This window comes from Mycolicibacterium nivoides, from assembly GCF_003855255.1.
Lineage (GTDB): Bacteria > Actinomycetota > Actinomycetes > Mycobacteriales > Mycobacteriaceae > Mycobacterium > Mycobacterium nivoides.
The window spans coordinates 944,456-958,604 of the sequence record NZ_CP034072.1 but is presented as its reverse complement, the minus strand read 5'-3'; the positions used below and the strand labels follow the sequence as shown (position 1 = coordinate 958,604).

Below are 14,149 nucleotides of genomic sequence, written 5' to 3'. Positions count from 1 at the left end.
GTCACCGACCCGTCGTGCCGTCGATCAGTTCACGCAGAATGTCGGCGTGACCTGCGTGGCGGCCGGTCTCTTCGATCATGTGGGTGAGGGACCAGCGGACGCTGGCCGCGGACCGCCCCGGCCGCGAACGCGGTAGCGGTGCCGCGAGATCGGTGCAGGCGTCGAGCACCTCGTTGGCGCGCTCGACGGCATTCCGGTAGCCGGCCACCACATCGGCAATGCTGTCCGACGGTTCGACAGTGAACGTCGCCTGCCAGTCGGAGACGTCGTCCCCGAGAAAAATCCACCGTTCGACGTAGGTCAGGTGATTCAGCAGGCCAAGCAGCGTGGTGCCCGACGGCACCGAAAACGTCCGCGCCATCGGTTCAGGCGCGTCCTCGACCTTCGCGGCGATCGACGTGCGGAGGTAATCGAGAAATCCCCGCAAGACCTCGGCTTCGCTGTTCGCGGTGCGCGGCGGCGGGTTGTCCCGCCTGCGCTGCTGGCTTGTGTGCACCCTGCCCAGTATCAGCGCGATGGCGCGCTACGGCACGGATCTTGCTGTCCGGGCAAGGTGCCGCTCAACCAGTCAGCGCCTGACGCGCATAGGCGCGCACGTCGGCGTCGGTGTCGTCCAGCGCCACGGTGAGGGCCTGCCGGGCGATCGACTCCGAGCTCGCCCACCGGCTCAGGCTCAGCACCGCGGCCTTGCGGACATCGAGATGCTGGTCGTCCAACGCTCGAGACAGGGTGGGAACCGCCACCTCCGGTAACGCTCCGGCCAACGCCCGGGCCGCGCCCTGGCGGATCTGCCAGGCCGACTCGGTGAACGCCTTCTCGACGCTCACCACGTCTTCGTCGGTGCAGCCGACCGCGCCGAGTGAGGCCAGGGCCGCCGCCCGGACGAGCGGATCGGGGTCGTCCAGGGCCACGCGCACCGCATCGGCACCGGCACGCAGGGTCGCGAGTCCGCCCACCGCGGCGATCCGCACTTCCCGGTTCTCGTCGGTGGTGGCGGCCGCCACCCCGGTGTGGTCGTCGACCGACACCAGCGCCCGCACCGCCTCGATCCGTACCCGGTGATCGGCATCGGTCGACGCGACCCGGTAGGCCTGGCCATTGCCGACGCGCCGGGAACTCAGCAGGTACACCGTGACCGCACGGACCACCGGGTCCGCGGACTCCAGCCGGTCGGCGAAGGCGCCCGGGTCGGGCAGCACCTCGACGAGTTCCCGTACCGAATCGGCAGTTTCGCGCCGTACTTCGGCGTCGTCATCGGCCAGCGCGGACACCAGCGCGGGCTGGTACCCGTCGGGCAGATGCTCGACGAGGGTGGCGACCGCGGTGCGGCGCACGCCCGCATCCGGATCGGTCAGGTAGGTACTCAGATCCTCCAGCGAGGGCTCCTCCAACGCCAGGACCGCGGCGATACGCGGTGACGGCGGTTGCGCGGATCCGGTGGGACGGACCCTGGAGCGTTCGGCTGCGGGCGCCCGGCCGGCGTGCAGATCGGGCTGCTCGACGGCCGTCACCGGATCGTGGGAAGTCAGATGGTCCAGCTCGGGCACCGCGACGAAGTACGGTGCCACCGGCCGCTTCACGAACTTCATGGCGCCGTCGGCGTCCTTGTAGAGGTTGAGGTGGTAGCGCCACTGCGCGTCGTCGCGCTCCGGCAGGTCGGCCCGCTCGTGGTACAGACCCCAGCGGGATTCCGTCCGGGTCAGCGAGGATCGGGCCGCCATCTCCGCGCAGTCCCGAATGAAGGACACCTCGGCAGCGCGCATCAGTTCGTGGGGGGTGCGCGCGCCGATACCCTCGACCTCGGTCGTCATGCGCTCGAAGGTCTGCACTGCAATCGACAATTTGGTGGCGGTCTTCGGTGGTGCCACATAGTCGTTGACGAACCGCCGCAGCTTGAACTCGACCTGCGGCTGCGGCGGACCGTCCGGTTGCCGAAGCGGGCGGTAGATGAGCTCGTGGGCCTGGGCCACCTGATCGGACGGAAGACCCTCGGGCGCAGACACTTCCGACAGTGTCGAGGCCGCGTGCTCGCCGGCGAGATCGCCGTAGACGAAGGCCCCGATCATGTAGTTGTGCGGTACACACGCCAGGTCCCCGGCCGCGTACAGCCCGGGCACCGTGGTGCGGGCATGCTCGTCGACCCACACGCCGGACGCGGAATGCCCTGAGCACAAACCGATCTCGGAGATATGCATCTCGATGTCGTGGGTGCGGTAGTCGTGCCCGCGATTGGCGTGGAACGTTCCGCGGGTGGGTCGCTCCGTGGTGTGCAGAATGTTCTCCAGCGTGGTCAGCGTTTCATCGGGCAGATGGCTGACTTTGAGGTAGATCGGCCCGCGGGCAGATTCGATCTCCTCCTTGACCTCGGCCATCATCTGACCCGACCAGTAGTCGGAGTCGACGAACCGCTCCCCCAGCGCATTGACCTGATAGCCGCCGAAGGGGTTGGCCACGTAGGCACATGCGGGCCCGTTGTAGTCCTTGATCAGCGGATTGACCTGGAAGCACTCGATTCCCGACAGTTCGGCGCCGGCGTGGTAGGCCATGGCGTATCCGTCACCGGCGTTGGTGGGGTTCTCGTAGGTGCCGTACAGATAGCCCGATGCGGGCAGCCCGAGGCGGCCGCACGCCCCGGTGGACAGGATCACGGCCTTGGCGGCCACCGTGACGAATTCTCCTGTGCGGGTGTTGAATGCCGCCGCACCCACGGCCCTGCCCGATTCGGTGAGCACACGCACTGGCATGAGCCGGTTCTCGATGCGGATCTTCTCGCGCATCGAGCGCTGGCGCAGCACCCGGTACAGCGCCTTCTTGACGTCCTTGCCCTCGGGCATCGGCAGCACATAGGAGCCCGATCGGTGCACGCGCCGCACGGCGTACTCACCGTGCTCGTCCTTCTCGAATTTGACTCCGTACCGTTCCAGCCGCTGCACCATGGCGAATCCACGGGTCGCGGTCTGATAGACGGTGCGCTGGTTGACGATTCCGTCGTTGGCCCGGGTGATCTCGGCGACGTAGTCCTCGGGCTCGGCCTTTCCCGGGATGACTGCGTTGTTGACGCCGTCCATACCCATGGCCAGCGCACCCGAATGCCGAACGTGGGCCTTCTCCAGCAGCAGAACCTGGGCGCCGTTCTCGGCGGCGGTCAACGCCGCCATGGTGCCCGCGGTGCCACCGCCGATCACCAGTACGTCGCAGTCGATGCGAATCGCGTCATCGACATCGGGAATCTCGGTCAATTCGGTCACGGTTGCTCCAGGGCGGCAATGATCTCGGCGCGCAGCGCGGATCGTTCGGGATGGTCGGTTCGGGGCTGGGCCACCTCGATCAGGGCGCGCAACGGCTGCCCGGCACGACCGAGCACCGCGACGCGGTCACCGAGCGTGAGCGCCTCGTCGACGTCGTGCGTGACGAACACGATCGTCGTCGGATGGGCCTGCCAGGTGTCGATCAGCAACCGCTGCATGGCCGCCCGGGTCTGGGTGTCCAGGGCCGCGAACGGCTCGTCCATCATGACCGCGCGCGGTGCGCCGGCCAGGCCGCGTGCGAGTTGAACCCGCTGCCGCATACCGCCGGACAGGTTCTTCGGCAGGAAGTCGGCGAACCCGGTCAGGCCGACCTCGGCGATCCAGCGGTCGGCCCGGTCCCGGCGTGCCGCCTTGGACTCGCCACTGCGTCCATTGCGCGGCTCGCCGCGGAGCTGCAGGGCCAGTTCGATGTTGGACCGCACCGTGCGCCACGGCAGCAGCGCGCTGTCCTGGAACACCATGCCGCGGTCCCGTGAGGTGGTGGTGACCGGATCGCCGTCGGCCAGTACCCGGCCTCCGTCAGGCCGCAACAGTCCGGTCAACGCGCGTAACACCGTGGACTTGCCGCAGCCCGACGGACCGGTGAGCACGAGGATCTCGCCGGGCTCGACGGTGAGGCTCAGGTCGTCGATCACCGGGGCACCGGTGTAGGACAACCGGATTCGATCGAGTTCCAGTCTCATGCCGGTGGCCGTCCGCGTGGCGGTGTCGGTGGGGCTCATCGCGTGCTCTCCTCACCACGCGGCAGCCAGCGGGTGGCCCGGCGGCCGATCAACTCGACCGCCGCGGCAGTCACGAAACCGAGCACGCCGATCGTGATGATGCCGACGAACACGTCGGGGTAGTTCAGCACCGTGTACGCCTGCCAGGTGCGGTAACCCACACCGAGGCGGCCCGAGATCATCTCGGCCGAGATCACACAGATCCAGGCCACCCCCATGCCGACCGAGAGCCCGCCGAACAGTCCGGGCAGGATGCCCGGCAGCACCACCTGGCGCAGCACGTCGAGGCGACCGCCACCGAGAGTGCGTACCGAGTCCTCCCAGATGGTCGGCAGGGCACGCACCGCGTGCCGCACGCTGACCATGATCGGGAAGTAGGCGGCCAGGAACGTGATGAACACGATTCCCGCTTCATCGCTGGGGAACAGCAGGATGGCCACGGGCACCATGGCGATCGCCGGTATCGGCCGGGCCAACTCGGTGAGCGGACCGAAGATGTCGGCGAACCAGGCGGTGCGCCCGAGCAGAATTCCGGTGATCACGCCGACCACCGCGGCGATCCCGAACCCGGTGAGGATCCGGATCAGCGACTGGCCGAGATCCAGCCAGTATTCGGGTGTGCCCAGCCGGTTCACCAGGGCCGCAGTGATTTCGGTGACGGTTGGCAGGGTGTCGAACCGCAGGCCCAGGCGCACGTCGTTGGCGGTCAGCAGCTGCCAGAGGACGACCGCGCCGACCACCGATGCCAGCCGCACCAGGCGATGCGGCCAGACCGAGGGCGCGCGCCGGGAATGCTGCGATTCCGGCGGGGCCGGAGGGTCACCGACCGCGACGGGCGGAGTATCGGTGGTGGTCACACCGCACCTGCCAGGGCTTGCCGATAGTCGACGATCGCCGCGCCGGGATGCGCGGCGGTATAGCGCTCGGCACCGGCCTGGGTTCCGAACGGCAGGTACCCCTCGGCACCCGGTGCGGGAAGGCGCACCCACACCGCCTTGTCGGCGAACCACCGGGTGCCCAGCTCGGCGTCGGAGACGTAGGCGGCGCGGACCTTCTTGCCCTCGCCTTCTGCCTGCCGGATCGCCTTGAGCAGGCAGACCGGCGTCGCGGCCGCGGTGGTGGTGTCCGATCCGTCGAGCCACAGTTCGCCGGCCGTGGCGGGATTGTCGACGGCGGTGTGGCACACCGGGTCGGTGCCGCTCAACGCCGACGGGTTGGCGTTCGAGTTCAATGCCTTGTCGTAGTCCTGACCGCGTGCGGAGTACACCGCCCGCAGCGGTCCGTCCTGTACGAAACCGGCCACGTCGAGATCGGCGAAGTTGTCGATCGACTTCAGGTAGGGCACATCACCTTTGAGCGCATCGACCAGCGACGGCTTGAGGGTGGTGTCGAACGAGGTGCCGCCCGGCCCGTTGTACAGGTACACGACCTCCTGTGGCAGCCCGCTGCCCTCGGCCACCAGGCGGGCCGCCTCCAGCGGCTTGGCGTTGAGGAAGTCGGTGGCGTCGAGTTGCGCCTGCAGGAACGCGTCGAGCACCTCCGGGTGATCGGCCGCATACGCCCGGCGCACCACGACACCGTGCAGGGTCGGGTAGTTCAGTTCGGCACCGTCGTAGAGCAGCTTGGCCTTGCCCTGGTGAACCAACAGACCCGGCCAGGCGACGAACTGCGAAAGCGCCTGGACCTGACCGGATTCCAGCGACGATGCACCGACCTGCGGCTGCTGGTTGAGCACCTCCACACCGGTCTTGGCGTCGATCCCGGTCTTGCCGAGGGCTTGCACCAGCATGCCGTGGCCGGCCGATCCGACACTGGCCGAGACCTTCTTGCCTGCCAGGTCGGTCAACGACTTGGCCGGCGAATCCGGCGCCACCACAACCATGTTCAGCGCACCCTTCGGGTTGTACCCGGTGACCGAGACGATCTCGGTCTTGGCGCGTTCGTTGGCCTGGGTCTTGGACCCGTTGATGAGCATCGGATAGTCACCCATCGAGCCGATGTCGATCTTCTCGGCCACCATCTGCGCGGTGATCGGGGCGCCGGTGTCGTAGTCCTGCCACGTCACGTTGTACTTGGTGCCGGTGCGGGTGGTGATGTCGGCCAGCCGGCGTTCCAGGTACCCCTGGGCACGCAGCAGGGTGCCGGCGGTGACGGTGTTGATGGTCTTGGACTGGTAGCCGACGACGACGTCGACCGTGTCGGCCGATTTCGTCGCCGAGTCCAGGGAGCAGCCGGCGGTCGCGAGCGTGAGACCGGCGGTGAGGGCGATCAGGGCTGTTTTCACTTCGGGTCCTCTAACGGATGAGATAGGGCATGTTGACGGTGACGGCGCCGGTGGGACAGCGGGCCGCGCACGGCCCGCAGTACCAGCACTCGTCGACGTGCATGAAGGCCTTGCCGTTGTCGGGGTTGATGGCCAGCGAATCAAGCGGACACACGTCCACGCACAACGTGCAGCCCTCGATACACAGGGACTCGTCGATGGTCACCGGGACATCGGCGCGTTGGTTGACCAGCGTCATGCGTCTCTCCTATTGAGGTTGCCGCGCATGGTGATTCGATCACCACGCATCCTGATGTACTCCAGGTCGACGGGCGTGCCGTCGTCCAGACTCGTGAGCCGCTCGGCCATCAGCAGGGCTGATCCAGCCGGCACCTGCAGCGTCACGGCGGTGTGCGGGTCAGCCGAAACCGCTTCCAGCGCAAGACTCGCCCCGCCCAGGCGATGCCCACTGACCCGTTCGATGAGCGCGAAGATGTCGTTGTCCTCCAGCGCGTGGCCGATCACCTGCTCGCCGATCTCGGGCGCCAGGTAGGTCAGATCCAGCGACAGCGGCAGATCGGCGAGGTAGCGCAGGCGCTCGATGAAGACCACCTGGGCGCCGGGCTCCAGCGCCAGCTTGCGGGCCACCGCGGGCGGGGCCGAGAGTCGCTGCACGGCACGGACTTCGTTGCGGACGTCGCCGTAGTCCTTGAAGGTCTCCTTCAGCCCCACCAACGCGTCGAGGCCATGGTCGTACTTGCGGCCCGCCACATGGGTGCCCACCTTGGTGCCGCGGTCGATCAGGCCCTCGGACTTGAGGACGGCCAGGGCTTCACGGACGGTGTTGCGGGAGACGAAGAATTCGGCGGCCAGTTCCGCCTCGGCCGGCAGCGCCCGGTCGTACGTGCCCTCGTGGATCTGGTGGCGCAGCACGTCGGCGACCTGACGGGCCTGGTCGGCACGCGCACGGCGACTCGGCAGCGATACGGGATGGGCTTCGGGCTGGGAAGACACGCACTCAAGGTAAGGGCCTGTCGGAGGCACCTGCAGTGCGGCGGATACGCCGTCGACGCAGGTTAACTGATTGCGCCGCCGACCCAGGATCCGTACCTGGCGAAACCGCCTTGCCGACCGGCATTACGCCACCTCGATCCCGGCAAGAATTTACAAATCGCGGTGATCGAAACTCATTGCGCCGGGCCGAAAAACTTTGGCCACTTTGGTCTCGCCAGTCCCAACCTGGTGATTCCTGTCAGAGTATCGAACTAGTGTTCGAATCATGGTGATCGGGTTGGCACAGAACCGGGATGAGGTGCACGCGGCGCTGGCCGGTCACCGCGCGACGACCTCCGCGCTGCTCGATGTCGACTTCACCGCGTTGAGCACCGCGGAATTGCTGGCACTGCAGTCCCAGCGCGAACAGCAGGCCCGCACCGAGGCGATGATCGATCACCGGATCCAAGCCGCCCTGATGGCGCAGGCCATCCCGCACGAGATCGGCGGCAAGTCCTGGAAGGATGTGCTGGCCACCCGGATGCGGATCAGCGGCAAGGAGGCCTCACGCCGCGTGACCGCAGCCGCCGAGCTGGGGCCGCGGTATGCCATCGGCGGTGAGGTGTTGGAGCCGCTACTTCCCGCATGCGCCGAGGCGCTGCTGTCAGGGACCATCAACACCGAACACATCGCGATCATCCGCGACACTCTGGTGGAGGCGAAAAAGTACGTCAGCACGGCTGAACTCGTCCAGATCGAATCGGACCTGGTGGCCGCGGCGACCCGCGACACTCCTGAAACGCTCAAAGCCGCTGCGGACAAACTGCTGTATCTGCTCAACCAGGACGGCGACTCACCCGATGTCGCGGCCCACCTGCGTGGGCTGCGGATCGGCACACAGGACGCCGACGGACTGGTGCACGTCCAAGGCTGGCTGGACCCCGAGACAGCGGCGTACCTGACCACCGTCACTGGCGTGTGGGGTGCACCGGGCATCAACAATCCCGATGATCCCGAACCGATCCACGACTCCTCGCCCAATCCGCTCGATGACGCTGAGGCAGAACAGGACACCGCTCAAGCCCGCCAAGACCAGCACGCCGCCGCCAACCGTGACACCCGCACCGTCGCCCAGCGCAACCACGACGCACTCAAAGTGGCACTACGCGAAGTGCTGATGTCCAAACGGCTCGGCCAACACGGTGGCCTGCCGGTCACCGTGGTCGTGTCCACCACCCTGGCCGAACTGGAAGCCGGCGCCGGGATCGCCGTCACCGGCGCGGGCATCCGGATGCCGATGAACGACCTGATCCGGTTGGCATCACACAGCTTTCACTACCTCACCGTCTACAAACGCCACACCGCCGAACCGCTGTACCTGGCCCGCACCAAACGGTTGGCCACCAAAGCCCAACGACTCCTGCTCTAAAACCGCGACCGCGGCTGCACCCGCCCCGGATGCACCGCAGCCGCCGATCGCTGCGAAGTCCACCACGCCAGAGCCGACTGGCAACACGGCGGCCACACCGACGCCCCCGACCTCGCCCTGGGCTGCGGCCCCGACAACCGCCTCGTCGGACTCGGCTGGACCACCAGCATCGATCCAGACACCGGACGTGTCCACTGGCATCCGCCACCCCTGATGAACGCCGGGCAAGACACCCTCAACCACCACTTCCACCCCGCGGAACTACTGGTTCCCCCGGAACCAAGCGGTTGACGGGACCACCGCTAGCTCGTCGTCGCGCTGACCGTGACGGGGATGCCGTTGAGCGCTCCGTTGCCGGACGGCTCGTCGAGGAAATCGGGCAGCGACAGGATGTTGGTGTTGACCCCGGGCGACGCGTTCGCGACGCCGAGCCGCGTCCCGGGCTGACCGTGGCCCCAGCCGTGCGGCATCGACACCACTCCGGGCTTGATCGCGTCGGTCACCTCGACCGGGACAACAATCTTGCCGCCGGCCGACGCCACTTCCGCGATGTCGCCATCTGCGATCCTCCGGGCCGCCGCATCCTGACTGTGCATCAGCAGGGTGCACCGGTCGCGCCCCTTCATCAACGCACCGACGTTGTGCAGCCAGGAGTTGTTGGACCGCAGATGGCGCCGGCTCACCAACACCAGTTCGTCGGGAGCCCGATCGAGCCGCTCGGCCAGCCGCGGCAGGTCGTCGAGCAGATACTGCGGCGCCAGCCGGATCTTCTGGTCGGCGGTGCCGAGCACCTCGGGAACCCGGGGCACCATGGGGCCGTAGTTGATTCCGTCCGGGTGGGCCTTGAGCTTGTCCAGGGTCAGACCGTCGGGGTTCTCGCCGTACCGGTCGCCGAACGCGGCGGTCCGCAGCGTCAGATCGAGCATCCGCTCGGGGCCGCCGTGGTCGTACTGCTTGCGGATCTCGGCGCCGTCGAGCCCCTGGGTGAAACACAGGTAGTCGAACCAGCCGTCATCGAGCGCGGCGATGTCGACATCCTCGGCCGGGGTGCCCGTGCACAGCCCGGTGAGCCGGATCAGAATCTCCCATTCCTCCGGTGCATCGGGATCCTCGCGGTGGAACACCGGCGGTGAGTACCGGGCGAAGCTGTTGATCGCCGCACCCAGCAGCAGGTCGGCCGAGTGCGGCTGCTCGAGCGCCGAGGCACCGGGCAGGATCACGTCGGCGTGCCGGGTGGTCTCGTTGAGCCACAGGTCCACCGAGATCATCGCGTCCAGCTGCGGCAGCGCCTCGTCGAGCTTGTCGCCGCCCGGGGTGGACAGCACCGGGTTGCCCGCGACGGTGATCAGGGCCTTGAGCTGCCCTTCACCGGGCGTGGTGATCTCTTCGAGCATGCATGACACCGGCACCTGCCCGAGCACCTCTTTGGCCCCGCGCACCCGGGTGCGGTAGCGGCCGAAATTCGGCGCCCCGTCCTCCAGCCCCGGGATCGGCTGGCTCGTGATCGTCCAGGCCGTCGGCCTGGCGAACATCGCGCCGCCGGGGGTGTCGAAGTGACCGGTGACGATGTTGACCACATCCACCAGCCAGCTGGCCAGGCTGCCGAACTCCTGATTGCACGTGCCGATCCGGCCGTAGACCACCGCGCGCGGCGTGCCGGCCAGCTCGCGGGCCAGTCCACGAATCCGCTCCGCATCGATACCTGTTGTGGCAGAGACCCTTTCGGGTGACCAGTCGGCCACCGCTTGCTGCAGGGTGGACACTCCCTCGAGGTGGCGTTCCAACTCGCCGAGGTTGACCAGCCCTTCGTCGAACACGGTATGGACGATCCCGAGCAGCAGTGCCGCGTCAGTACCGGGCGTGATCGGCAGCCACTCGTCGGCCTTGACAGCGGTGGCGGTGCGCACCGGGTCGATGACGATCACCTTGCCGCGCTTGCGGATACCGGCGATGATGCCCATCACGTCGGGGGCGGCCAGCAGCGAACCCTGCGAGGCCGCGGGATTCGCCCCCATCACCACCAGCAGGTCGGTGTGTTGGATGTCCGGCGTCGGGAATGCCCACCAGCTGCCGTACATCAGGTGCGACGACAGGTTCTTCGGCCACTGGTCGATGGTGCCCGGCGAGTAGGTGATCGGCATACCGGACAGGCCGAGCAGGATCGCCGAGTAGCGGGACAACGAGAACGAGTGCGCCAGCGGATTCCCGGTATACGCCGCGACCGCGCCGATGCCGTACTTCTCGATGACGGGAGCGAGCAGCTCGGTGCAGCGACGGAACGCGGTGTCCCAGTCGACCTCGTGCCATTCGCCGTCCAGCTTGATCATCGGCCGGCGGATCCGGTCGGGGTCATCGTGCAACCCGGCCAGCGACGCGCCCTTGGGGCAGATGTGGCCCGCGCTCCACTGGTCGGACTTGTTCGGCCGAACGCTCGCAACCTTGCCGTCGGCGACCTGAATCTCCAAGCCGCACATGGCCTCACACAGCGGACAGGCGTGCAGGTGCAGGCCGTCCGCACCGACGTCCGCGATGCTTCTCGACTCGTGTCCCATCAGTGGCCTCCGGATGTCGGTACGGGTAGTCACACACGTAACAACATCGTGGCACCGATCGGCACCTGTGTTCCCGATCTCCGGGACACGAACCTACTGCTCGGGCCGGTCCTGAACCGCGCCCTGCACGGCCGCGGCCGCGGCCCGGATCTGCGGGGTCACCAGCATCACCTGGCCCAGCACCCCGTTGACGAACCCGGGCGACTCATCGGTGGACAGCTCTTTGGCCAGCTCGACGGCCTCGTCCACGGCGACGGGTTCGGGCACGTCCTCGGCGTGCAGCAGTTCCCAGACCGCCACCCGGAGGATGGCCCGGTCCACGGCGGGCAGCCGCTCCAACGTCCATCCCTGCAGGTGCGCCGAGATGAGGTCGTCGATGTGGGCGGCGTGTTCGGTGACACCGCGCGCCACCGACACCGTGTAGGGATTGAGCGGGGTGACGTCGGGCTGATCCTCGGCCAGGGCGGTACGGCCATCGGCCACCGCCTCCGGCGTCAGACCGCGCGCCTCGGCCTCGAACAGAAGATCCACGGCGCGCTTGCGGGCCTGGTGACGGCCCCGGTCGCCACGGCGGTCAGGCATGGTCAGCCATTCACGCGGCCGAGGTAGCTGCCGTCGCGGGTGTCGACCTTGAGCTTGTCACCGGTGTTGATGAACAGCGGCACCTGGATCTCGGCGCCGGTCTCCATGGTGGCGGGCTTGGTGCCGGCGCTGGAGCGGTCACCCTGCAGGCCGGGCTCGGTGTGGGAAACCTCGAGCTCGACGGACACCGGAAGTTCCAGGTACAGCGGCGCGGACTCGTGGAAGGCGATCTGCACCGGCAGGCTCTCGAGCAGGAAGTCGGCCAAGCGGCCGACGAGCGCCTCGGACAACGGGTGCTGATTGAAGTCCTCGGAATCCATGAAGACGAAGTCGTTGCCGTCGCGGTACAGGTAGGTGGCGTCGCGGCGGTCCACGGTGGCGGTCTCCACCTTCACACCGGCGTTGTAGGTCTTGTCGACGACCTTGCCGGACACCACGTTCTTCAGCTTCGTCCGCACGAAGGCCGGGCCCTTACCCGGCTTGACGTGCTGGAATTCGACGATCTGCCACAGCTGTCCGTCGATCTGCAGGACGAGCCCGTTCTTGAAGTCGGCAGTCGATGCCATGAGGGTGTAGCTCCTAAGCTTTTGTCACAAAATGGCCAGTTCCTTGGGGAACCGGGTAAGCAGGTCGGGTGCCGCCTCTCCGACGACCAGGGTGTCCTCGATCCGGACACCGCCGCGATCGGGCAAGTAGACACCTGGCTCAACGGTGACCGCAGAGCCAGCAAGCAGTGTACCGGCGGCGGCGGCATTGATTCCCGGCGCTTCGTGGATCTGCAGTCCGACACCGTGGCCGAGGCCGTGGCCGAAGTTGTCGCCGTAGCCGGCATCGGCGATGACCTGGCGCGATGCCGCGTCCACCGCACTCAGCGAAACTCCAGGGGCCAGCGCGTCACAACCCGCCTGCTGTGCGGTGGCCACCAGGTCATAGATGTCGAGCTGCCACTGGGCCGCCGGGCCAAGCACGAACGTGCGCGTCATGTCGGAGTGATAGCCCTCCACCAGGGCACCGAAATCGATCTTGACGAAATCCCCCGCGGCCAGCACCGCCTCCGTGGGCCGGTGGTGCGGGATTGCCGAGTTCGAGCCCGTCGCCACGATCGTCTCGAAGGACGGCCCGTCGGCGCCGTGGTCGAGCATCAGGGCTTCCAGCTCGTTGCGTACCTCGCGCTCGGTCCTGCCGGGACGCAGGCCGCCACGCTCCAGCAGGTCCATGAGCGCCGCATCGGCGGCCTCGCAGGCCAGTCTCAGCATCGCGATCTCGCCGGCATCCTTGATCTCGCGCAGCGCCTCCACGGTGCCCGCCGCGCGCACCCACTCGACCGTGTCGCCGGCCGCCTTCTTCAGGGCCGCAAAGGCATCCACGGTCACCACATGGCTCTCGAAACCCAACCGCAGGGCGCCGGTACGGGCGGCGCGCCCGGCCAGGTGCGACCCGCAGGCCCGCTCGATGACCACCTCGGCGTCCGGGGACTGCTGCGCGGCCTGCGTGCGATAGCGCCCATCGGTGGCCAGCACCGGAGTGGTGTGCTCGGCGAGGACCAACAGGGCAGCGTTGGAACCCGTGAATCCGGACAGATAACGCACGTTGACCAGGTCAGTTACCAACATCGCGTCCAGGCCCAAATCGGCCAGCCGACGCCGCAGCCGGTCCCTGCGCTGGGAAATAGTCACGGTCTGTGACGCTACTCGCTACAGTGTGCCCCCATGAGCAAGTGGTTACTGCGCGGAGTGGTGTTCGCAACAGCGATGGTCATAGTGCGCTTACTGCAAGGAGCACTGATCAACGCCTCGCCGGGTAACGCCACCTGGTTCAGCTTGGGGCTGGTCACGTTGTTCGGGATCGGCGTGCTGATCTGGGGCCTGTTCGACGGCCAGGCCGACGCACGTGCCAATCCGGATCCGGATCGTCGTGCCGACATGGCGATGATCTGGCTGATCGCCGGCCTGTTCGCCGGCGTCGTCAGCGGCGCGGTGGCGTGGTTCATCGGGCTGTTCTACAAGAGCCTCTACACCGATGCGCTGCTCAACGAGGTCACCACATTCGCGGCGTTCACCGCGCTGCTGGTGTTCCTGCTCGGCGTTGGCGGCGTGACCGTGGGCCGCTGGCTGGTGGACCGCAAGGCCCCGCCGATGCCGCGCCAGCGCCACCACGGCCTGGCAGCCGACGAACGCGCAGACACCGACGTGTTCGCCGCCGTGACGGCCAACGGCGCGTCAGAGAATGCCGACGCCGAGGCCCCGGTCGACTACCCCGAGCAACCCAAGCAGTAACCAGCCCGCCCACCAGGGCGAAGC

The 14,149-nt window shown here is 67.7% G+C and carries 13 protein-coding genes; 2 read left to right on the top strand and 11 right to left on the bottom strand.

Annotated features, from left to right (window positions below):
- Position 1 precedes the first annotated feature (1 nt).
- The 7 genes from EH231_RS04725 to EH231_RS04695 all read right to left on the bottom strand — a co-directional run bounded on the left by EH231_RS04725 (position 2) and on the right by EH231_RS04695 (position 7,307).
- Positions 2-496, bottom strand: a complete 495-nt coding sequence (locus tag EH231_RS04725) for a DinB family protein (RefSeq protein ID WP_090425512.1) — start codon at positions 494-496, stop codon at positions 2-4.
- 64 nt (positions 497-560) lie between these two features.
- On the bottom strand, positions 561-3,239 hold the full coding sequence (locus EH231_RS04720) for a fumarate reductase/succinate dehydrogenase flavoprotein subunit (RefSeq protein WP_090426234.1): 2,679 nt from the start codon (positions 3,237-3,239) through the stop codon (positions 561-563).
- A gap of 5 nt (positions 3,240-3,244) precedes the next feature.
- On the bottom strand, positions 3,245-4,030 hold the full coding sequence (locus EH231_RS04715; RefSeq protein ID WP_090425511.1) for an ABC transporter ATP-binding protein: 786 nt from the start codon (positions 4,028-4,030) through the stop codon (positions 3,245-3,247).
- Positions 4,027-4,887 carry an ABC transporter permease gene (locus EH231_RS04710; RefSeq protein ID WP_090425510.1) on the bottom strand — a complete coding sequence of 287 codons (861 nt, stop codon included), beginning with the start codon at positions 4,885-4,887 and terminating at the stop codon, positions 4,027-4,029. Before EH231_RS04710 ends, EH231_RS04715 begins: the two co-directional genes overlap by 4 nt.
- On the bottom strand, positions 4,884-6,314 hold the full coding sequence (locus EH231_RS04705; RefSeq protein WP_090425509.1) for an ABC transporter substrate-binding protein: 1,431 nt from the start codon (positions 6,312-6,314) through the stop codon (positions 4,884-4,886). The genes EH231_RS04710 and EH231_RS04705 overlap by 4 nt, the downstream gene beginning before the upstream one ends.
- Positions 6,315-6,324: 10 nt before the next feature.
- Entirely contained in the window at positions 6,325-6,552 is a 228-nt protein-coding gene (locus EH231_RS04700; RefSeq protein ID WP_044518161.1) for a 4Fe-4S dicluster domain-containing protein, read from the bottom strand.
- A complete protein-coding gene (locus EH231_RS04695; protein ID WP_170856247.1) occupies positions 6,549-7,307 on the bottom strand; it encodes a GntR family transcriptional regulator in 759 nt (252 codons plus the stop codon). The genes EH231_RS04700 and EH231_RS04695 overlap by 4 nt, the downstream gene beginning before the upstream one ends.
- A 265-nt stretch (positions 7,308-7,572) precedes the next feature.
- Between EH231_RS04695 and EH231_RS04690 the strand changes: the two genes are divergently transcribed.
- Positions 7,573-8,715 carry a DUF222 domain-containing protein gene (locus EH231_RS04690; RefSeq protein ID WP_090425508.1) on the top strand — a complete coding sequence of 381 codons (1,143 nt, stop codon included), beginning with the start codon at positions 7,573-7,575 and terminating at the stop codon, positions 8,713-8,715.
- Positions 8,716-9,017: 302 nt separating this feature from the next.
- Here EH231_RS04690 and EH231_RS04680 read toward each other — a convergent pair whose 3' ends face one another.
- From EH231_RS04680 to EH231_RS04665, 4 genes are all read right to left on the bottom strand, one after another.
- Positions 9,018-11,267, bottom strand: a complete 2,250-nt coding sequence (locus tag EH231_RS04680; RefSeq protein ID WP_124714177.1) for a molybdopterin-dependent oxidoreductase — start codon at positions 11,265-11,267, stop codon at positions 9,018-9,020.
- 93 nt (positions 11,268-11,360) lie between these two features.
- Positions 11,361-11,849 carry a transcription antitermination factor NusB gene (gene nusB, locus EH231_RS04675; protein ID WP_044518156.1) on the bottom strand — a complete coding sequence of 163 codons (489 nt, stop codon included), beginning with the start codon at positions 11,847-11,849 and terminating at the stop codon, positions 11,361-11,363.
- A gap of 2 nt (positions 11,850-11,851) precedes the next feature.
- Positions 11,852-12,415, bottom strand: coding sequence for an elongation factor P (gene efp / locus EH231_RS04670; protein ID WP_044518154.1), 564 nt, complete (start codon positions 12,413-12,415; stop codon positions 11,852-11,854).
- Between the two features lie 24 nt (positions 12,416-12,439).
- On the bottom strand, positions 12,440-13,525 hold the full coding sequence (locus EH231_RS04665; protein ID WP_124711984.1) for a M24 family metallopeptidase: 1,086 nt from the start codon (positions 13,523-13,525) through the stop codon (positions 12,440-12,442).
- Positions 13,526-13,558: 33 nt separating this feature from the next.
- On the opposite strand from EH231_RS04665, the gene EH231_RS04660 reads away from it, so the two are divergent.
- Positions 13,559-14,125, top strand: a complete 567-nt coding sequence (locus tag EH231_RS04660; RefSeq protein WP_090425505.1) for a B-4DMT family transporter — start codon at positions 13,559-13,561, stop codon at positions 14,123-14,125.
- Positions 14,126-14,149 lie beyond the last annotated feature (24 nt).